The organism is Streptomyces sp. NPDC005533 (assembly GCF_042871845.1).
Lineage (GTDB): Bacteria > Actinomycetota > Actinomycetes > Streptomycetales > Streptomycetaceae > Streptomyces.
Window position 1 is genome coordinate 42,304 of record NZ_JBIAJH010000031.1, and the last position, 18,577, is coordinate 60,880.

The following is an 18,577-nucleotide window of genomic DNA, read 5'->3' on the forward strand; positions in this document are numbered from 1 at the left end:
TCGACCTCCTCAGCGGCGCGTGATGGTGACGCGGAAGTTGTTGAAGAACTTGTCCTCGAGCGTGTAGGCGAAGATGTCGAGGTAGCGCTCGAAGCGGGAGACGACCTCTTCGCCCTCCAGGGCCACGGCCTCGTCGCGGCGCTCGGCCAGCAGGACCAGCCAGGCGCGGCAGGCCATCGCGAAGGACTCGCGCTCGTTGACGATCTCGTCGATCTCGAAGAGGCCCTCGGCGGCGGCGGACAGCTCGCTCAGGTGGGGGATGTGGCAGCCTTCGAACTCGGAGCGCTGGAGGAACTTCAGGTCGTCCAGGAGCGCGCGGTTCATCGGCAGCGCCTCGGCGGTCATGGTGTGCAGCACGAACTTGGCGCCCGGGTTGAGGGCGCCCGCGACCTGCTGGAAGAAGTACCGGTAGCGCTTGGTGCGCTCCTTGGGCGGCAGGTTGGAGGACACGAAGTGCTCCAGCGCGTTGATGCAGAACGCGGCGTCGTACTTCTCGCTGTCGTCGGCGACCTTGTAGTCGGCCCAGCTCTGGACCAGCGTGGTGATCCGCGGGTTGCCGAGGCCGTCGATGAAGGCTTCCTGGGTGCGGGAGAGGGTCAGGCCGACGGCCTGTTCCGCGCCGTGCACGGTGGTGAGGCGGTTGAGCATGGTGCCCCAGCCGCAGCCGATGTCCAGGACGCGCTTGGTGGTGCCGGCGCTGACGTTCGCGAGTTCGGCGAACTTGTCGAGCTTGCGCTCCTGCGCCTCGTCCAGGGTGGCGACGAGGTCCTCGCCGTCCTCCCAGTAGCCGCCGGAGTACATCATCGTGGGGCCCAGCAGGAGTCGGTAGAAATCGTTGCTGACCTCGTAGTGGTGCCTGATCGCATCGACCTCGGGGTCCACCGACTTGGGGGCGACCGTTGTCATCCTGATCCTCTTTCCTGCGTGTCCGGCGGGCCGTGTTTTCCGAATTCGCGACCGAGAAAACCCGATGCCCCGCAAGGTGTGCGCAAGAGGGCCCGGATTCGGGATCCGGTGTGGTGTTGCGCGTTCCTTGCGGGGGCGGGGCTTTTATCGCTCTCGAAAACAAGACACGCACTGCCGAGTTGCATTGCCGAGAGAGGACCGACCCCATGTCGCTGCCCACCATCGAAGAACTGGCGAGCCAGCTCGAGGCCGTCTCGGGTGCCGCGGAGGTCAGCCCCGACGCCCCGCTCCAGCACATCGCGGACGTCGACTCGCTGGACCTGATGGAGTGGCTGTACGGATTCCAGAACCAGTACCCGCACATCCCGGCCGACGAGTCCCTTTTCGCGGACCTCGACGACACGACCACGCTGCGTGACGTCTACGCGAAGATCGTCGACCTCGTCCCGGCTCAGGCGTAGCGAGGGGTGACGTGACCGGCTTCGACATCACCGGGTGGGGCATGTCCGTACCCGAACGCATCGTCACCAGTGCGGAGCTCGCCGAGCGGTTCGGCGTGGACGAGCACTGGGTCGTCAGCCGCTGCGGCATCCGTGAGCGGCGGGCGGTCAACCCGGGGCAGACCACCGCCTCCCTGGCCGTCGAGGCCGGCCGGCGTGCGCTGGAGAAGGCGGGGCTGACCGGCGCCGACATCGCCCACCTCATCGTCGCGACCGCCACGCCCGAACAGCCTTCCCCGGCGACGTCCGCGTTCGTCCACCACGAACTGGGCATCTCGGGGAGTGCGCACGACGTCAACTCCGAGTGCGCGGGGTTCGTCTACGGGCTGGTGTCCGCGATGGCGCTGATCGCCATCGATCCCCGTCCGATCCTGCTGATCGGGTCCGACACGCACACGCTGACGGCCAATCCGGCCGACCGCGACCTGTCGATCCTCGTCGGTGACGGCGCGGGCGCGGTCGTCCTGCAGCCGGGCGCGGAGAACCGGGTCAAGGCGTGGAACCTGGGCGCCGACGGCGCCTGCACCGGCTCGCTGAAGGTCCTGGCCGGCGGCAGCCGGATGCCGACCACCCAGGAGACGCTGGACGCGGGCCTGCACTACGCGCAGATCAACGGCAACGAGATCTACCTCAACGCCGTCCGCTACACCGTCCGTACGGTGCGCGAGACGCTGGAGAACGCCAAGGTGGAGGCCGCCGACGTGGACCACGTGGTGCCGCACCAGGCCAACATCAGGATCATCAACTCGATCCTGTCGCACACCGGTCTGCGCCAGGAGGCGCTGATCACCAACCTCCAGAAGTACGGCAACACGGCTTCGGCGTCGATTCCGATCGCGCTGACCGAGGCGTTGGAGGAGGGCCGGATCAAGGCCGGTGACAAGGTCCTGCTGGCCGGCTTCGGAGCGGGCATGACCTGGGGTTCGATCCTGATGGAGTGGGGCGGTGTCGCGGCATGAGCAAGAACGGTGCGGGGCAGCGGCCCGAGTCCCCGGTCGCGTTGGTGACCGGTGCCTCGGGTGGTCTCGGCCAGGCGCTGGCGCTCGAACTCGACGCGCTGGGCTGCCGGGTCGCGGTCCACTACAACAGTGCCCGTGAGGCGGCCGAGGCCGTCCGGGAGAAGCTGGTGAACCCGTCGGTGCTGGTCACCGGGGACGTCGGGTCGTGGGAGGCCACGCAGGCCCTCCACGAGCGGATCTCCGCCGAGCTCGGCCCGGTGGACGTCCTCGTCAACAACGGGGCGATCCGCAAGGACAGTCTGATGGCGATGCAGAACCCGCAGGACTGGGCGCAGGTCATCCAGACCAACCTGATCGGGTCGTTCCACACGGCCCGCATCTCGGTGCCGCACATGCTGCGGCAGCGGTGGGGCCGGGTGATCAACATCGTGTCGCCGTCGGGCATCATCGCGACGGCCGGGCAGACGGCGTACTCGGCTTCCAAGGCGGGTCTGATCGGCTTCACCCGGACGCTCGCGGCGGAGTGCGGCCGGCGCGGGGTGACGGTGAACGCGCTGTCTCCCGGGTTCATGATCACGGGTATGACGAACACCCTTCCGGAGCGGGTCGTCGAGGGCATGGAGGGCAAGGCTCCCGTCCCCCGTTTCGTCACGGTCGAGGAGGTCGCCCGCAGCGCCCGTCTCTTCCTGGAGCAGGACTGCATGACGGGCCAGGTCATCAGCATCGACAGCGGTGTGTCCATCACCTGACCCCCGGGCCTTCCCTCCCCCGGCCCCGGCCTCCCACCCCCAGGGGAGGCCGGGGCCGCCCGTCGTGCCCGCCCGCAGGCCGGCGGTACGGGCGCTGCGGGGGCCCGGCGGTACGAGCGGCCCCGGCGCTGCGGGCGCTGCGCGTGCGGGTGCGGGGCCGGCCGGGGGGGGCAGGGCGAAGGCCGCCGCGGGGGTCCGCGGCGGCCTTCGGTGTGCGAGCGGGGTCAGGCCGCGGGGAACGAGGTGACGGGGTGGGTGACGGGGTGGGTGACGCAGCCGTGGTCGGCCAGGGAGCAGGGGCGGGGGGCCGAGGTGCGGTGGTCCATCTCGAAGACCCCCATGAGCACCGGGTCCAGGCCGGCCGCGGAGCGCGGGGCGAAGGAGCGGGGTTCGGGGGTGCGCAGCAGCTCCAGGTAGGCCGCTTCCGTCTCCGGTGCCGGATCGATGCCCAGTTCCTCCGCCAGTACCTCGCGCAGCTGCTGGTAGCTGCGTAGTGCCTCGGCCCGGTTGCCGGCCCGGGTGTGGGCGGCCATCCGGCAGCGGTAGGCGCTCTCGCGGAAGGGGGCCCGGCGCACGGCCTCCTCCGCGTAGCGCAGGGCGTGGTGTTCGTCGCCCAGGGCGGAGGAGGACAGGCTCGCGGTCTCCAGTGCCTTCAGGCGGACCTCTTCGAGCTGCTCGCGCATGGCGTTGACCCATTCGCCCTCGTGGGAGGGCAGGAACGAGCCGCGCAGGTTCGACACCGCGCCGGCCGCGAGCTGTTGCGCGACCGCGTAGGCGCCCTCCGCGTACGCCTCCGCGGCCTCGGTGACGGCGGTTTCCGCGCATTCCACGTCGACGGCCGCGTCCTGCGGTATCCGCAGGAGGTAGCGGCCGCCCTGGGCGACCAGCGGGGTCACTCCCGGCTGATCCTGCGGTGTGGTGACGAAGGTGCGGACGCGGCTGACGAGGCTGCGCAGCGCGGAGGCCCAGGTGTCCGGCAGGCCCTCGGGCCATATGGTCTCGGCCAGTTGGTCACGGTCGGTGCCGCCCCTGCGTTCGAGGATGAGTCGGGCGAAGGCCACTTGCGCCTGGGCGCTCGACAGGTGTTGCGGCGCTGCTCCGTCCGGCTCGATCGTGACAAGACCTATGAGTCTGATCAGCACTATGCACTCTCCGAAACGGTCGGCTTCCGGCCGTGTCCCCCCTAGCTCGTGCGATTCAGAGGATACCGGCGGGCCGTCTCGGCATGTCAACAGCGACCGGCAAAACATTCCTTCGCGAATGAAAGCCGAGGTCCGGGGATTGTCTTTCGTTTTTCGAGTGCGGCCGTGGTCTTCCTCTTGCGCCGCTATTGCGCCCCCCGAGTCCTAATGGAATTCCACTAGAGCCCCGCCGGAACAACGGCGGAGCATCGATGGAGTTCCGGGTCCGCCGGACGATCGCGATGAGGAGAAGCACGTGAACGCATCCGCCGCCTGGAGCCGACTCGAGCCGAAGCTGGCCTACTTCCGCGACCGTGTCCGGTCCTTGGAGTACGAGCCCAACCGCAAGAACAGCTTCGTCGCCTACACGGTCGAGCGGGATTCGGCGTACGCGGACCAGGACGGCCGGCGCCTGTTGATGATGTCCGGGTACAGCTACCTGGGCCTGGCCGGTGACGAGCGGGTGGTCTCCGCGGCCAAGGCCGCCGTCGACCGGTACGGCACGGGTAACCACGGGGTGCGGGCGCTGGCGGGTTCCACGCCGCTGCACGAGGAACTGGAGGCCGAGGTCGCCAAGTTCGCGGGCCGTGAGCAGGCGCTGGTGTTCGGTTCGGGCTATGCGGCGAACGTGGGCACCGTGGGGGCCATCGTCGGTCCCGGCGACACCGTCTTCATCGACAAGTACGACCACGCGAGCATCGTCGACGGCTGCAAGCTCTCCGGTGCGACCGTCACCCGTTTCCGGCACAACGACGTCGCCCACCTGGAGCGTCGGCTCGCCGCCGCCCCCGACACCGGTGTGCGGCTGGTCATCGTCGACAGCGTCTACTCGATGGACGGGGACATCGCGCCCCTGGTCGAGCTGCGCAAGGTGTGCGATGCCCACAACGCGCTGCTGATGGTCGACGAGGCGCACGCGCTGGGTGTCATCGGCGCCACCGGCAAGGGCATCGAGGAGCACTTCGACTACGAGGTGAAGGTCGACGTCAAGCTCGGCACCCTCTCCAAGGCCATCCCGTCCATGGGTGGGTGGGTCGCCGGTTCCGCCGAGCTGATCCACCACCTGAAGTACGCGGCCCGCCCGTTCCTGTTCTCGGCCGCGCTGGGCCCGGCGCAGAGCGCCGCGGCGCTGGAGTCCCTGCGGATCCTGCAGCGCGAGCCGGAGCGGGTGGAGTTCATCCAGCGCGAGTCGGAGCGGTTCCGCACCACCTTGCACGAGGCCGGCATCAGCACCGTCGACAGTGAGACCGCGGTCGTGCCGGTCATCGCCGGATCGGACACCGCCGCCTACGACTACGCCACCGTGTGCCGCAAGAACGGCGTGATCGGGCTGCCCGTGGTCACCCCGGCGGTCCCCAACGACCTGGCCCGGCTGCGCATCGCGATCACCGCGGCGCACACCAAGGCCGACCTCGACTTCGCGGCCGAGGCCTTCATCAAGTCGGCGCGCGAGTGCCGCATCATCTGACCCCCCTCACGACGACCGTCCTCACGCCTTAGGGAGCAGACATGCCTGGACCGTCCAGGGGCAGTTCGGCGCTTGTGCCCGTCGCCATCACCGGCATGGGCGTGGTCACCCCCGGCGGGTGCACCCCGGACGAGCTGTGGGACACGCTGCGGGCCGGCCGGTCCACCGCCGCCGAGCTCACCCACTTCGACCTCGGCCGCCACCGGGTGCGGATCGGCTGCCGGGTCCGGGGCCTGGAGGGCCTCGCCGGGCTGGTCCCGGCCAAGGACGCCCGCCGGATGGACCCCTTCGCCCACTACGGCACGGCCGCCGCCCTCGCCGCGCACCGCGACGCGGGATCCCCCACGGCCGAGGCCGGCCGCACCGCCATCGTGGTGGGCAACGCGGTCGGCGGCCGGGCCACCAGCGATCTGGAGTCCGCCCACTACACCGAGGGCGGTCCGGCCCGGGTCAATCCGCTGATGCCGCTGATGACCATGCCCAACGCGGCCGCCGCCCACATCGCGATCCGGCTCGGCTGGACCGGTCCCGCGCTGACCGTCGCCAACACCTGTGCCAGCGGCGCCGACGCGATCGGGCACGCCCTGATGCTGCTCCAGACCGGCCGTGTCGATCTCGTCATCGCGGGCGGTGCGGAGCACACCCTCACCCCGGTCACCCTGGCCGGCTTCGGCAACCTCAACGCGGTCTCCCTGCGCAACGACGACCCGGAGCACGCCTCGCGCCCCTTCGACAAGGACCGCGACGGCTTCGTGATGGGTGAGGGCGCGGGATTCGTCGTCATGGAACGGCTGCAGGACGCGCGGGCGCGCGGGGCTCGCACCTACGGCCTGGTCGCCGGGTACGCCGCCACCGCCGACGCCCACCACCTGGCGATGCCGCTGCCCGACGGTGCGGGCGCCGCGGCCGCGATGGCCTCGGCCATCGCCGACGCCGGCCTCGATCCGTCCGACATCGTCCACGTCAACGCCCACGGCACCTCGACCCCGCACAACGACCGCTCCGAGGCCGCCGCCCTCACCAAGGTGTTCGGCACCGCGCAGCCGCCGGTCACCGCACCCAAGTCGGTCATCGGCCACCTGATCGGCGCCGCCGGGGCCGTGGAACTGATCGCCACCGTGCAGGCCATGCGGCACTGCGAGGTGCCGCCCACCGCCAACCACGAACAGCTGGAGCCAGGAATGGACATCGACGTCGTCCACGGCGCACCCCGCGCGGTGCGCCCGGGACCCGCCCTCACGAACTCCTTCGGGTTCGGCGGCCACAACTCCTCCGTGGTGGTGACGCCGGTATGACGCTGCTGACCCTGCCCTCCCCCGTGCGTACGCTCACCGTCAGCGAACCGGAGATCACCGACTACCGCGGTGCGGCCCGGTGGGGGCTGCCCGCCGCCCGGCCCGGTCAGGCCTCCCCCGTCCACACCTTCGTCCTCGCCCACACGGTGGCCGAGCAGACCGTCGCCGCGCTGACCGCGGCCGAGCCCGGACCGGTCTCGGTGGTCCACCTCGGCCAGGACATCCGCACGGTGCGTCCGGTGCGGCCGGGCGAGACGGTGCGGGTGTCCCTGGAGGTGGCGGGCGTGCGCAAGGAGCCGCGCGGCGCCCGGATCGCCCTGCGGGTCCGCCTGGTCGGCGAGGACGGCCCGGAGCCGTTCGCGGAACTGACCATCTCCGCCCTGCTGGTCGGGGCGACGCTGCTGGAGTCCTTCGGTGACATCGGCGTCGGCCCGGCGGCCCCCGTGCCGGCCGGCGCGGGCGAGCCGCAGAGCGCGGTGCACGTGCTGAGCACCGACTGGATCACCGCCTACGCCCACGCCTCCGGTGACCTCAACCCCATCCACCTCGACGCGGACGCGGCCCGCGGGGCCGGTTTCGACACCGTCATCGCGCACGGCATGAGCGTGGTCGCCCTGGCCGTGGAGGAGGCCGTGGACCGGTTCGCGGCCGGTGACTGCGCCCGGGTGCGCGGCCTGGGCTGCCGCTTCTCGGCGCCGGTGCCCCCCGGCGTCCCGCTGGAGATCGTGTTGCAGCCCGACGCCGGGGCCCGCCTGGTCCGCTTCACGTGCAAGACGCCGCGGGGCGCGGCCGTGAAGTCGGGCTGGATCGAGCTGGCGCAGCCGAGCTCGCGGGACGCAGAGGAGCGGCCATGACGACGAGCGTCCCGGCCGTCCCGGCCGTCGAACTCGGTCTCCTGGGAGGGTTCCTGACCCAGGTCCGTGACCGTCCCCACGCCACCGCGCTCCTCTTCAACGGTGAGGAGACCAGCTACCGCGAGCTGTACGAGCTGGCCGGCCGCGAACGCGAGCGTCTGGCGGGCCTGGAGCTCGCCCCGGCGGTGCCGGTCGGTGTCCTGGCCGACAAGTCCCCCGCCGCCGTGGCCCTGGTGCTGGGCTGTCTGCTGGCCCGCCGGCCGCTGCTGCTGCCGTCGCCGGCCCTCGCCGACACCCTCCTCGCCGATCTCTTCGCCCAGGCCGGCTGCGCCCGGGTGCTGGCTCCCGGCGGACTGCCGGCCAGGGTCTCGCCCAATCCGGCCGTGCGGGCCCAGCCGCTGCCGGCCGACGAGGCCGCGGACGTGGCGTTCATGCTCACCACCTCCGGCTCCACCAGCCTGCCGAAGATCGTCCCGCTGGGCCTGGACGCCGTGGACCGCTTCACCCGCTGGGCCGGGAACGCGTTCGGGATCGGCCCCGGGCGCACCGTCTTGAACTACGCCCCCCTCAACTTCGACCTCTGCCTCCTGGACGTGTGGACCACGTTGGCCCGCGGCGGGCGCGTGGTCCTGGTCGACCCGGCGCTGGCCGCCCACGGTCGGCACCTGCGCGACCTGGTCCTGCGCCACGACGTCGACGTCGTGCAGGCGGTCCCGATGGCCTTCGGACTGCTCCAGGACGCGGCCGACAAGACCGGCGACACCTTCCCCGGCGTCGAGCACGTCATGTTCACCGGCGACGCCATCCCCGACCGCACCCTGGGCGCGCTGCCCGCCCTCTTCCCCAAGGCCCGCATCCACAACATCTACGGCTGTACGGAGACCAACGACAGCTTCGTCCACGAGGTGGAGCCCGGCGCCGCGGCCGGGGTGCTCACGCCGGTCCCCATCGGCCGCCCGCTGCCGGGCGTGCGGGCGCTGATCCTGGACCCCGACACCGGGGCGCTGGTGGAGGGGCCCGGCCGTGGGGAGCTGTACGTCAGCACGCCCTTCCAGGCCCGCGGCTACCTCGACCGGACCCGGCACGCCGACAAGTTCACCGCCCACCCGCTGGGCTCGGACGAGCGGCGCTGGTTTCGCACCGGCGACCTCGTACGGCGTGACGCGGCCGGCACCCTGCACCTGAGCGGCCGTACCGACTTCCAGGTCAAGGTCCGCGGGGTCGCCGTCAACACGGCCGAGATCGAACGGGTCCTGCAGGACCACCCCGACGTGCTGGAGGCGGGCGTCGCGGCGCTGCCCGACCCGATCGCCGGCAAGCGGCTCGTCGCGGCCGTGCGGCGCGCCCCCGGAGCCACCCTGACCGGCCTGCAGCTGCGTACGCACTGCGCCCGGCACCTGCCCAGGGCGGCGGTCCCCCACCAGCTGACGCTGACCGACGCCCCGCTGCCCAAGACCGCCACCGGAAAGGTCGACCGCAAGGCACTCGACCAGCTCAACCAGCTCCCCCAGCTCGACCAGCCGCACCCTCCCACGCCCGCGTCCGCGCCGGCATCCCTGACGACACCCGTCGCCCCACCTCTCGCCGAAGGAATCCCGTCATGAGCAACATCGACACCATCAAGAACTTCGTCATCACCGAGTTCCTGCCGGGCACTGCGGCCTCCGAACTCGCCGTCGACCACGACCTCCTCAACGACGGGGTCATCGACAGCCTGGGCGTCCTCAAGCTGATCGCCTGGGTCGAGGACCGCTTCGAGCTCGCCGTCGGCGACGCCGACCTGGACCCCAACAACTTCCGCAGCGTCGAGGCGATCGACACGTTCATCGCGGAGGCCCGCCGCACGGCGGCCGCCTAGAACCACCCACCACCACCCCGACCCAGACGAGACGGAGACCGACCGTGCACGACGCACTCACCGGCCTGCTGGAGCAGCGGGCCCCGGTCGGCCGGGAGACCTGGCGGTCCTGGTGGGACCGGCTCGGCGACGGCCAGCTCGACCCGAGCGAGGTCCTCGCCCTGCTGGCCTCCCTGACCAGCCGGCTCCCGGACCACCAGACCCTGCGCCACCTGCTGGACTCGCTCGCCGAGCGCCGGCCGGCGGCGACGGTGACCACCTCCTGGGAGGGCACCGTGAACGTCGTCGGCACCGGCGGCGGCCCCAGGACCTTCAACATCTCCACCGCTTCGGCGTTCGTCGCCGCGGCCGCGGGCGTCAAGGTCGTCAAGACCGGGTCGCGGGCCTACACCAGCTCGCTGGGCTCCGTCGACCTGCTGGAACGGCTCGGTGTCCGGCTCACCTCCTCCTACGCCCAGACCGAGGACACCCTCGCCGCCCACGGGATCGCCTTCGCCGGGCCGTTCGTCTACCCGGCGCAGCTGACCCGGCTGGCGCGGACGGTGGCCCCCCACTCCCTGAAGCCCTTCGGCCGGTTCCTGAACGCGCTGGGGCCCTTCCTCGCCGACCTGCCGGTGACCGCGCAGGTCACCGGGGTCTCGGCGGCCGCCCCCCTGGACACCCTGCGCCGGCTCGCCGCGAGCACGCCGGGCCGCCGGATCTGGCTGACCACGAACGACACCGGCGCGGACGAGCTGCTGCCCTTCGCCACCAACACCGTCCACGGGCACCAGGGCCTGACCCGGATCATCCGGCCGGGCGAACTCATCCCGGGCGACGGCTCCTTCGGGGACCTGCGGCCGGCCGCGGAGCCCGCCGCGGCCGTCGACCACTTCCTGGCCGTCCTGGCCGGCACGGCGGGCCGGGTGGCCACCCACACGGTGTGCCTGGGCGCGGCCGCCCTGGTGGTGGCCTCCGGCGTCCGCCGGGACTGGCCCTCCGCGGTCGCCCTCGCCGAGGGCGCGGTCCGCTCCGGCGCGGCCCACGACCTCGCGCGGCGCCTGGCGGCGGCGTCTTCGACCCGCACCCCGGCGGTGGCCCATGCCTAGCCCTGCGGCGGCGGCCGCCGACCGGGCGGGGACCCCAACGGCCCCGACCCCGACCCCGACCCCGGCGCCTGCAGGGGGCCCGGGCTCCTTCTTCCCGACCCGGCGGCCCGGCGGCACCCCCGGCCTGGCCCTGTTCCTCAACGCGGGCGACCCGCCGCTGCCGGTCCTGCGGGATCTGGTCCTGATGCTCGACGAGGAGGGCGTGGACTGCCTGGAGTTGGCCGTCCCGTTCCCCGACTCGGTCACCGACGGCCCCGTGGTGCGGCGCTCCGCCCGCCGGGCGCTGGAGGCCGGCGGCGCCGACCTGGACGACGTCCTGGCCTTCATCGCCGACGTGCGGCCGCACCTGGCGCACCTGCGGATCGCCCTCCTCGCCGACTGGAGCCACTCCCTGGCGCACCGCGATCTGGCGGCCACCACGGGCGAGATCGCCGCGGCGGGCGCGGACGGACTCCTCCTGCACGCGCTGCCCCCGCGGCTGCGCGAGGCGCACCTGGAATCGGCGCGGGCGGCCGGGCTGGCGGTGGTGACCACCTGCTATGCCAGCAGCCCGGCCGAGGTCCGGGCCCGGGCCGCCGCCCAGGCCCGCGCCTACCTCTATCTCGTCGCCCACTACGGACGCAGCGGGACCGCACCGGCCGCCGGCCATGCCGCGCTGGCGCAGACCGTCACGGACCTGCGGGCGCACACGACGTCCCCGATCGCCGTCGGCTTCGGGGTCAGCACACGGCAGGACGTGGAAGCGGTCGGGGCCTCCGGCGCCGACGCCGCGATCATCGGCTCCGCCGCGGTGGCCGCGGTGGAGCGGGCGCGGGCGGACGGCGTCGATGTGACCGGCGCCTTCCGCGGCTTCGTCCGCTCGGTCCTGCCCGACGGACCGCACTGACCTTCCCTACCAGCGGAAGCAGGCTCCACCCCTCACCAGCACCATCCGTGCACCACCTCACACCGGGAGATTGCCATGATCGTTCGCGACATCGAGTCCGTGAAGACCGTCGAGTGGGGCAACGGCCTCAGCCGCCGCTTCCTCCTCGCCGAGGACGGCCTGGGCTACTCGCTCACCGACACCACGGTGCTCGCCGGCACCAAGTCGCGTCTGGAGTACGTCAACCACCTGGAGGCCTGCTACTGCATCGAGGGCTCCGGCGAGGTCATCGAGCTCGACGGCACCTCGCACGAGATCGTCCCGGGCCGGATGTACGCCCTCGACCAGCACGACGCCCACTTCCTGGTCGCCAGCCCGCACGAGGACCTGCGGCTGGTGTGCGTGTTCTCGCCGGCGCTGCGCGGCGACGAGGTCCACAGCCTCGACGCGCACAGCTCCTCCGCCTACTGAGGCGCGCCCGGCGCGCCCCGCCCGTCCGAACCGTCAGCCGAATCAAAGGGGTCCCTCGTGATCCGTTGGAACGCCGACCAGGCAGATCTGCGCGAAGGCCTGGAGCGGTGGGGAGACGCACTGAGCGCAGACCACATCGAACTCGACGAGCAGTCCGCGTTCTCGCAGGACAAGTGGAAGCTCGTGCAGAAGACCGGGATCCTGTCCCTGCCCTTCGACGAGGACCACGGAGGCCTCGGGCAGTCCCTGCTGACCACCATGTACGTGCTGGAAGGCCTCGGCGAGTACAACCGGGACTCGGGCCTGAGCTTCTCGGTCACCACGTCCATCTGCTCCACCGGTATCCCGATCCAGCAGTTCGGCACCGTGGATCAAAAGGAGCGCTATCTGCCCGGGATCTGCTCGGGCGAGCTGATCGGCGCGCACGCCATCACGGAGGCCGAGGGCGGTTCCGACGCGATGGCGATGGCCACCAGGGCCGTGCGTGACGGGGACGACTTCGTCCTCAACGGCAGCAAGGTCTTCGTCAGCAACGGGCCGATCGCGGACGTGGTCGTGGTCTATGCCCGGACCCATCCGGACGGCGGCCCGCTGGGAACGACGGCGTTCCTGGTGGACCGCAACACCCCCGGGGTCAGTGCCGGCAAGCCCATCAAGAAGATGGGGCTGCGGACCTCTCCGCTGAGCGAACTGTTCTTCGACGACGTACGGGTGCCCAGGACCGCGGTCCTGGGCCGGGTCGGAGGCGGCTTCCTCGTCCTGGACCACGTGATGAAACGGGAGATCCTCTTCTCCTTCATCGTCAACGTGGGCGAGATGCAGCACCGGCTGCAGCGGTGTGTCGACTACGCGAAGACGCGCAAGTCCTTCGGAAAGGCGATCGGTTCGTACCAGACGATCGCCAACAAGATCGTCGACACGAAGATCCAGCTGGAGACCGCCCGCAAGTGGCTCTACGACACCGGGGAGAAACTGGAGGCGGGCGAGAACGTCACCGTGGACCTGGCCATCGCCAAGCTCGTCACGAGCGAGAGCAACCTGGCCACCAGCATCACCGCCGTGCAGATCTTCGGCGGCCACGGCTACATGTCGGAGTTCGGCCTGGAGCAGGACGTGCGCAACGCCCTGGGCGGCACGATCTACTCGGGGACGAACGAGATCCAGTACAACCGCATCGCCTCGATGCTGGGCCTGGGCAAGTGAGCAGCAGCCGCCCGCTGTCCCGGACGCTGTTGAAGGTCTGCGGGGCCACCGGGCCCCGCGACATCGAGGCGGCGGCGGCCGCCGGGGCGGACTGCGTCGGCCTGTGGCACGGCGTACCCGGCGGCCCGTCGGAACTCGACGCGGACGGGCTCGCCGCCCTGGTGGCGGCGGCCCGTCCGGCCGGGCTCCTGCCGGTCCTGGTGACGTTCCTGGCCGACCCGGGCGCGCTGGCCGCGATCGTGCGGCGTACCGGCGTGGCCTGGGTCCAGCTCCACGCCTACCAGCCGCCGGCCGTCGTACGGGCGTTGCGCGAGGCGTTGCCGGCCGAGGTCGGTCTCGTCAAGGTGCTGCACGTGGACGAGGCGGGCGGTTGTGTGGAGCGTCCGCTGATCGGTTCCTACGAGCGGGCCGGCACCGACCTGTTCCTCCTCGACACCGCCACCGGGGACGGCCGGATCGGCAGTACCGGCGCCGCGCTCGACCCGGCCCGTCTGACGATGCTGCTGCCCCGCCTCACCCGTCCCTTCCTGTTGGCCGGCGGTCTGACCGCGGCCAACCGCCCCGCCTACGAGAACGTCGTGCGCCACAGCGGATTTCGTGGCATCGACGTGGACACGGCGGCGCGTGACCTGGCGAGTGGCCGCTTCGGCGTGCCGGAGATCGCCGCCCTGGCCCGTGCCTGGCGCACGGGCTCCCCCGTCCCCGACCCTCCCCGGCTGGAGCTTTCGCGATGACGCAGCAGAACCGGAACGGCTTCCCTTTTCTCGAGGCCCTCCTGGCCTCGCCGACCCCCGTGGTGATGGAGGTGAAACGGCGCGACGCCCACGGCTACGACATGCTCGGCGGCCGCACCCCCGCCGCGATCGTGGAGGCGTACGAAACGGCGGGCGCCCCGTGCATCTCGGTGGTGACGGGCCGCTGGTTCGGCGGCTCGCCCGCGCTGCTGCGGGACGTGGCCGCGCTGACCGGCCTGCCGCTCCTGCAGAAGGACTTCATCACCAGGAAGGACCAGATCCGCACGGCGCGGGAGCTGGGGGCGTCGGCGGTGCTGCTGACGGCGGCGCTGCTGCCGGCGTCGAGCATGCGCACGCTGGTGACGGAGTGCCTGCTGGCCGGGCTCACCCCGTTCGTGGAGATCACCACGGAAGCCGAACTCGATGCGGTCCACCATCCCCAGGAGTGTGTGATCGCGGTCAACAACAAGGACATCAGGACCCGTGAGCGGGGCGCCGGCGACCTGGGCCGTTCCCTGGACCTGCTGCCGGCGGTCCGGGCGGCCGGGGCCGCCTGCCCGGTGAGCGCGAGCGGCATCGACGGACCGGTGAGCGCCGCCCGTCTCCTGGACGCCGGGTTCGGCGGGCTGCTGGTGGGGACCTCGCTGCTGCGCACCGGGGCACCCGTCGAGTGGGTGGACGCGATGGCGGGCGCACGAAAGGGGCTGGCCCTGCGATGAGTTCCCTTCCGGGCGGCGCACGCCCCTACCGTCTGAACGCCGCCGGCATCCCCCTGTCGGGGTTGTGGGCCCTGCCCGAAGGCCGAGAGCCCCGCTCCACGATCCTGGCCGTCCACGGGCGCGGCATGCGGGCGGCGTACTGGAACGCCCTGGTCCCCCTCGCCACCGCTCTGGGCCACGCGGTCCTGGCGCTGGACCGGCCGGGCTACGGCGACTCGGCGGCCCTGCTGCCCGAGGGCCAGAGCCTGCCCGGTCAGGCGGAAACCCTCCACGCGGCCCTCAAGGAGCACGCGGCCGCCCACGCCATCGGCGCCGGCGTGTTCCTGCTGGGCCACTCCGACGGCGGCAAGGTGGCCCTGCACACGGCGGCCACCGACGGCGCGGTCCCCCTGCTGGGCCTGGACGCCTCCGGGGTCGGCCACCACTACGATCCGCGGGCCCTGCACTTCCCCTCAACGCTCGGCGGCGGTGCCTCCCAGCTCAACTGGGGCCCCCTGAACCTGTATCCGCGCGGTACCTTCCAGGCCAGCCGGGCCCTGCTGGCCCCGACCCCGGCGCGCGAGTCGGCGGAGACCCTGCGGTGGCCGGGCCAGTACGAGGAGCTGGCCCCCCACGTTCGCGTCCCGGTCCGCCTCACCTTCGCCGAGCACGAGGCGTGGTGGCACCTGGACCCCGCGGCGACGGCGTCGATGGCGGCCCTGCTGACCGCGGCCCCGCAGGTGAGCGTGGAACACCTGGCGGCGGCCGGCCACAACATCAGCCTGGGGCATGCGGCCACCGCCTACCACCTGCGGGTCCTGGCCTTCCTGGAGGACTGCCTGCGACGGTAGGCCGGGCCGGCGGACGGTGGCCGGGAACGACGATCGGCCGCGCCCCCCCTTGCGAGGGGGGCGCGGCCGATCGTCGTTTCACCCGGGGGGGGCGGGCGCTCAGGCGGCGACCACCCGGCTCACCAGCTGGTCACGGACGCGGGCCGGGAGCGCCGGCGCGAACCGCTGGAGGTAGTGGTCCATGTGGGCGTCGTCGCCGACCAGGAAGGGGAGGTCGAAGACGAGGAGCTTGCGGACCGCGAGCAGCGGCAGCGGGGCGCGCAGCGGGCGGAACGACTCGTTGTACAGGCCCGGTTCCTCGCAGAGCGGGTGGAACTGGCCGATCATCAGCCCCTCGGCGACGAACTCGTCCTTGGCCTTGCGCTGGAGTTCGTCGAGTTCCACCGAGTCGGTGGGGTCGAAGCCCGGCAGGACCAGCAGGATGGTGAGGAGTTCGCGGTCCTCGGGCGAGAGCGGCTCGGACAGGGTCGCGTGGCGGGTGCGCAGCGAGTCGACGGCCATGGCCAGGTCCTCGCATCCGGCGGACGGCAGGGCCAGGTGGAAGAGGTCCTTGCGCAGCGAGGGCTGGGTGTAGGGGCACACGGGTCCGGTGCGGCCCAGTTCGGGGTGGCTGGAGACCAGGAAGTCCCGGCTCCACATGAGGACGTGCAGGAGCGGGCCGATGGCTTCGGGCGGCACCTCGCCGCGGGCGACCTGGCTGCCGGTCCACGACTGGATCAGGTCGTCTCCCCTCATCGGGGGTTCCTCCACATCGGTCGCAGGGCGGGGCCGTTGTCGGGCAGGGTGATGTCCGCGCCCAGGCGGTCGAAGCCGGTGCGCCGGGTGGTGGCTTCGCCGCCCGGTGAGCTGGCCTCCGTGTAGGCGCCGACCCGTTCGGCGTCGGCGCGGGCGGTGATCTCGGCGAGGAGGCCGGACATGAGGCCGCTCTTTTGGTGGCCGGGGCGGACGGCGCCGAAGGAGACGTAGTAGTGCGGGGTGTGCGGGTGGCGCTCGGCCTGGAGGCGGGCGATGGTGCGCAGCCGCTCGGTGTGTTCGCCCAGGGCGTGGGTGAAGGCGGCGTCCAGGGCCTCCTCGTCGGGTGCGGCGCCGGGGGGCAGGAACAGCAGCACCGCGTCGCCGTCGGGGGTGGTGAGGATGGCGTCGTGGGCGGCGGAGAGTTCGACGAAGACGCTGAAGAAGCCGGGGAGCAGGTGGGCTCGCGACCGCTCGTCGGGGATCATCCAGCGGGTCAGGGCGTCGTCGTGGAAGGCGGCGGACAGCAGGGCGCTCAGGTGCTCTGCGGACGGCCGCGCGGGCCGGTGGGGTGGGGGTAAGACGGTCGGGCTGGACGCGGTCGGGGACACAGCGGGAAACCTCCGGTCGGAAAACGGGACGGGCTGTCAGGACGCGGGGCGGGCGTGCGCGGCCAGTTCCTCCACGCGGGCGTGCAGGGTCGGCAGGTAGTGCTCGGACTCCGGTTTGATCAGGACGCTGCGGATCACCCGGGCCGCGTCCGCGTCGCGTGCCACGTGCGGGTGGCGGCGTACGAAGGCGTCCGCGTCGGCGCGCAGCACGCTCAGGAACACCGGGTCGGCCTCCGCGGTCATGCCGTCGCGCAGCAGGCGCTCGGATGCCGCGTCGATGGAGGAGAGGGTCCGGGCGGGGGTGGTGGGGAAGTAGGTGACGATGTCGAGGTCCGGGCGCTGGTAGAGGGCCAGTCGGTCGGAGGCGGTCAGCAGGTCGGCCCAGCGCAGTGCGGCCCGGCGGTTCGCGGCGAGGATCGCTCCGAAGCCGTCCGGGGTGAGCGGCAGCAGTTGCAGGGTCAGCCACAGGGCCGCGGCCGCCGCGCCGGCGCGTGAGCACTCCAGGCTGATCTCGCCCAGGTGCAGGTCCGCGTCGGTGAAGTAGGTGTAGGGCGAGTCGTGGGCGAAGTGCCGGGCGGCGCGCGGGTCGGGGAAGAGGACGGCGCCGCAGCCGTAGGGCTGCAGGCCCTGCTTGTGCGGGTCGACCACCACCGAGTCGCAGGCGGCGATCGCCCGCCAGGGGGCGGGGTCGATGCCGCCCGTGCCGGCGCGGCCCAGGATGGCGTAGAAGCCGCCGTAGGCGGCGTCGACGTGCACCCGTGCCCCGTACCGGCGGGCCAGTGGCAGGACCTCGTGCACGGGGTCGACCGCCCCGAGGCCGGTGGTTCCGGTGGTGACGACGACGGTGCCGATGCGGCCGCCCGCGAGGGCGCTCTCCAGCGCGTCGAGGTCGATGCGGCCGCCGGCGTCGGTGGGGATGCGGTGTCCCTCCATGCCCAGGACGTGGCACATCCGCTCGTGGGTGTAGTGGCATTCGCCGCTGTAGGCGACGCCGCGGTCGGGGTGGAGCTGGCGGGCGACGTAGAGGGCTTCCAGGTTGGCCATGGTGCCGCTGGTGGTGAGGTGCCCGATGTGGGCGTCGAGTCCGAACATGGCGGCGAGGTCGGCGACGGCCTCGCGTTCCATCTCGGTGGTGGCGGGTCCGCCCTCGGCGGCGTGGTTGTTGGGGTTGAAGAGCATGGCGGTGAGGTAGCCGGTGACGGCCGCCGGGTGCGGCGGTTTGACCATCTGTCCGGCGTAGCGCGGGTGGAAGAACGGATAGTTGTGGTCCATCCGCTTGGCGAGGCGCTCGAAGGCCTCACCGAAGGCGTCGGGATGGACGCGGTGCGCGTCGTGGGTCTCGTACGGGCCGAACTGCCCTCCCCACCGCTCCGCCACCGTGAGCGCGCGCGGCAGCCAGTCGCGTAAGTCGTGCAGGTCGTGCAGGTCCACGGGAGCCTCCCCCAGCGGCCGCCCGGTTCGGCGGCACGAGTCGGGCGTACGCGGTCGTACGTACGCATGAGGAGGGTTACGAAGGCCCCGCAAGGCCCGCGCAACGCCTGACGCCCGCACACC

Annotated in this window: 20 protein-coding genes; 15 read left to right on the forward strand and 5 right to left on the reverse strand. The window is 72.2% G+C overall.

The annotated features are described in order from the left end of the window. Nucleotides 1-9 precede the first annotated feature (9 nt). A complete protein-coding gene (locus ACFYP3_RS26910) occupies nt 10-906 on the reverse strand; it encodes a class I SAM-dependent methyltransferase (protein WP_388837515.1) in 897 nt (298 codons plus the stop codon). Between the two features lie 206 nt (nt 907-1,112). Between ACFYP3_RS26910 and ACFYP3_RS26915 the strand changes: the two genes are divergently transcribed. Genes ACFYP3_RS26915 through ACFYP3_RS26925 form a run of 3 tightly spaced genes read left to right on the forward strand, consistent with a single transcriptional unit; the run spans nt 1,113 to nt 3,114 of the window. Next, nucleotides 1,113-1,367: a hypothetical protein gene (locus ACFYP3_RS26915; protein ID WP_030390264.1), complete on the forward strand. Its 255-nt coding sequence runs from the start codon at nt 1,113-1,115 to the stop codon at nt 1,365-1,367. A gap of 11 nt (nt 1,368-1,378) precedes the next feature. Beyond that, nucleotides 1,379-2,365, forward strand: coding sequence for a ketoacyl-ACP synthase III (locus ACFYP3_RS26920; protein WP_365478207.1), 987 nt, complete (start codon nt 1,379-1,381; stop codon nt 2,363-2,365). After that, entirely contained in the window at nt 2,362-3,114 is a 753-nt protein-coding gene (locus ACFYP3_RS26925) for an SDR family NAD(P)-dependent oxidoreductase (RefSeq protein WP_388837519.1), read from the forward strand. Before ACFYP3_RS26920 ends, ACFYP3_RS26925 begins: the two co-directional genes overlap by 4 nt. Before the next feature lie 224 nt (nt 3,115-3,338). Here ACFYP3_RS26925 and ACFYP3_RS26930 read toward each other — a convergent pair whose 3' ends face one another. Then, nucleotides 3,339-4,256, reverse strand: a complete 918-nt coding sequence (locus tag ACFYP3_RS26930) for a BTAD domain-containing putative transcriptional regulator (protein WP_388837522.1) — start codon at nt 4,254-4,256, stop codon at nt 3,339-3,341. A 295-nt stretch (nt 4,257-4,551) separates the two neighbouring features. Here ACFYP3_RS26930 and ACFYP3_RS26935 point away from each other — a divergent pair, with 295 nt between their 5' ends. The 12 genes from ACFYP3_RS26935 (at nt 4,552) to ACFYP3_RS26990 (ending at nt 15,680) form a co-directional block, all read left to right on the forward strand. Further along, entirely contained in the window at nt 4,552-5,763 is a 1,212-nt protein-coding gene (locus tag ACFYP3_RS26935; RefSeq protein WP_351301108.1) for an aminotransferase class I/II-fold pyridoxal phosphate-dependent enzyme, read from the forward strand. A 41-nt stretch (nt 5,764-5,804) separates the two neighbouring features. Beyond that, a complete protein-coding gene (locus ACFYP3_RS26940; protein ID WP_388837525.1) occupies nt 5,805-7,058 on the forward strand; it encodes a beta-ketoacyl-[acyl-carrier-protein] synthase family protein in 1,254 nt (417 codons plus the stop codon). Then, nucleotides 7,055-7,912 (forward strand): MaoC/PaaZ C-terminal domain-containing protein, encoded by an 858-nt coding sequence (locus ACFYP3_RS26945; RefSeq protein ID WP_388837528.1) that lies wholly within the window; start codon nt 7,055-7,057, stop codon nt 7,910-7,912. The genes ACFYP3_RS26940 and ACFYP3_RS26945 overlap by 4 nt, the downstream gene beginning before the upstream one ends. Then, the gene (locus ACFYP3_RS26950) at nt 7,909-9,516 is read left to right on the forward strand and encodes an AMP-binding protein (protein WP_388837531.1); all 1,608 of its coding nucleotides are present in this window, start codon (nt 7,909-7,911) and stop codon (nt 9,514-9,516) included. The genes ACFYP3_RS26945 and ACFYP3_RS26950 overlap by 4 nt, the downstream gene beginning before the upstream one ends. Then, complete coding sequence (locus ACFYP3_RS26955; RefSeq protein WP_388837534.1) at nt 9,513-9,770, forward strand: phosphopantetheine-binding protein; 258 nt, start codon at nt 9,513-9,515, stop codon at nt 9,768-9,770. The genes ACFYP3_RS26950 and ACFYP3_RS26955 overlap by 4 nt, the downstream gene beginning before the upstream one ends. A gap of 44 nt (nt 9,771-9,814) precedes the next feature. Next, nucleotides 9,815-10,858, forward strand: a complete 1,044-nt coding sequence (locus tag ACFYP3_RS26960; RefSeq protein ID WP_388837537.1) for a hypothetical protein — start codon at nt 9,815-9,817, stop codon at nt 10,856-10,858. Further along, complete coding sequence (gene trpA, locus ACFYP3_RS26965) at nt 10,851-11,744, forward strand: tryptophan synthase subunit alpha (RefSeq protein ID WP_388837540.1); 894 nt, start codon at nt 10,851-10,853, stop codon at nt 11,742-11,744. Before ACFYP3_RS26960 ends, trpA begins: the two co-directional genes overlap by 8 nt. Before the next feature lie 75 nt (nt 11,745-11,819). Next, nucleotides 11,820-12,194: an ectoine synthase gene (locus ACFYP3_RS26970; protein WP_030721055.1), complete on the forward strand. Its 375-nt coding sequence runs from the start codon at nt 11,820-11,822 to the stop codon at nt 12,192-12,194. A 57-nt stretch (nt 12,195-12,251) separates the two neighbouring features. Further along, nucleotides 12,252-13,397 carry an acyl-CoA dehydrogenase family protein gene (locus ACFYP3_RS26975; RefSeq protein WP_388837543.1) on the forward strand — a complete coding sequence of 382 codons (1,146 nt, stop codon included), beginning with the start codon at nt 12,252-12,254 and terminating at the stop codon, nt 13,395-13,397. After that, nucleotides 13,394-14,131: an N-(5'-phosphoribosyl)anthranilate isomerase gene (locus tag ACFYP3_RS26980; protein ID WP_388837546.1), complete on the forward strand. Its 738-nt coding sequence runs from the start codon at nt 13,394-13,396 to the stop codon at nt 14,129-14,131. Before ACFYP3_RS26975 ends, ACFYP3_RS26980 begins: the two co-directional genes overlap by 4 nt. Further along, complete coding sequence (locus tag ACFYP3_RS26985) at nt 14,128-14,850, forward strand: indole-3-glycerol-phosphate synthase (RefSeq protein ID WP_388837549.1); 723 nt, start codon at nt 14,128-14,130, stop codon at nt 14,848-14,850. The genes ACFYP3_RS26980 and ACFYP3_RS26985 overlap by 4 nt, the downstream gene beginning before the upstream one ends. Continuing rightward, a complete protein-coding gene (locus ACFYP3_RS26990) occupies nt 14,847-15,680 on the forward strand; it encodes an alpha/beta hydrolase (protein WP_388837552.1) in 834 nt (277 codons plus the stop codon). Before ACFYP3_RS26985 ends, ACFYP3_RS26990 begins: the two co-directional genes overlap by 4 nt. Nucleotides 15,681-15,779: 99 nt before the next feature. Here the strand turns inward: ACFYP3_RS26990 and ACFYP3_RS26995 are convergent, their stop codons facing one another. Genes ACFYP3_RS26995 through ACFYP3_RS27005 form a run of 3 tightly spaced genes read right to left on the reverse strand, consistent with a single transcriptional unit; the run spans nt 15,780 to nt 18,454 of the window. Then, on the reverse strand, nt 15,780-16,415 hold the full coding sequence (locus tag ACFYP3_RS26995; RefSeq protein WP_388837555.1) for a DUF6875 domain-containing protein: 636 nt from the start codon (nt 16,413-16,415) through the stop codon (nt 15,780-15,782). Further along, a complete protein-coding gene (locus ACFYP3_RS27000) occupies nt 16,412-17,023 on the reverse strand; it encodes a hypothetical protein (protein ID WP_388837557.1) in 612 nt (203 codons plus the stop codon). Before ACFYP3_RS27000 ends, ACFYP3_RS26995 begins: the two co-directional genes overlap by 4 nt. A 36-nt stretch (nt 17,024-17,059) precedes the next feature. Further along, nucleotides 17,060-18,454: a pyridoxal phosphate-dependent decarboxylase family protein gene (locus ACFYP3_RS27005; RefSeq protein ID WP_388837559.1), complete on the reverse strand. Its 1,395-nt coding sequence runs from the start codon at nt 18,452-18,454 to the stop codon at nt 17,060-17,062. Nucleotides 18,455-18,577 lie beyond the last annotated feature (123 nt).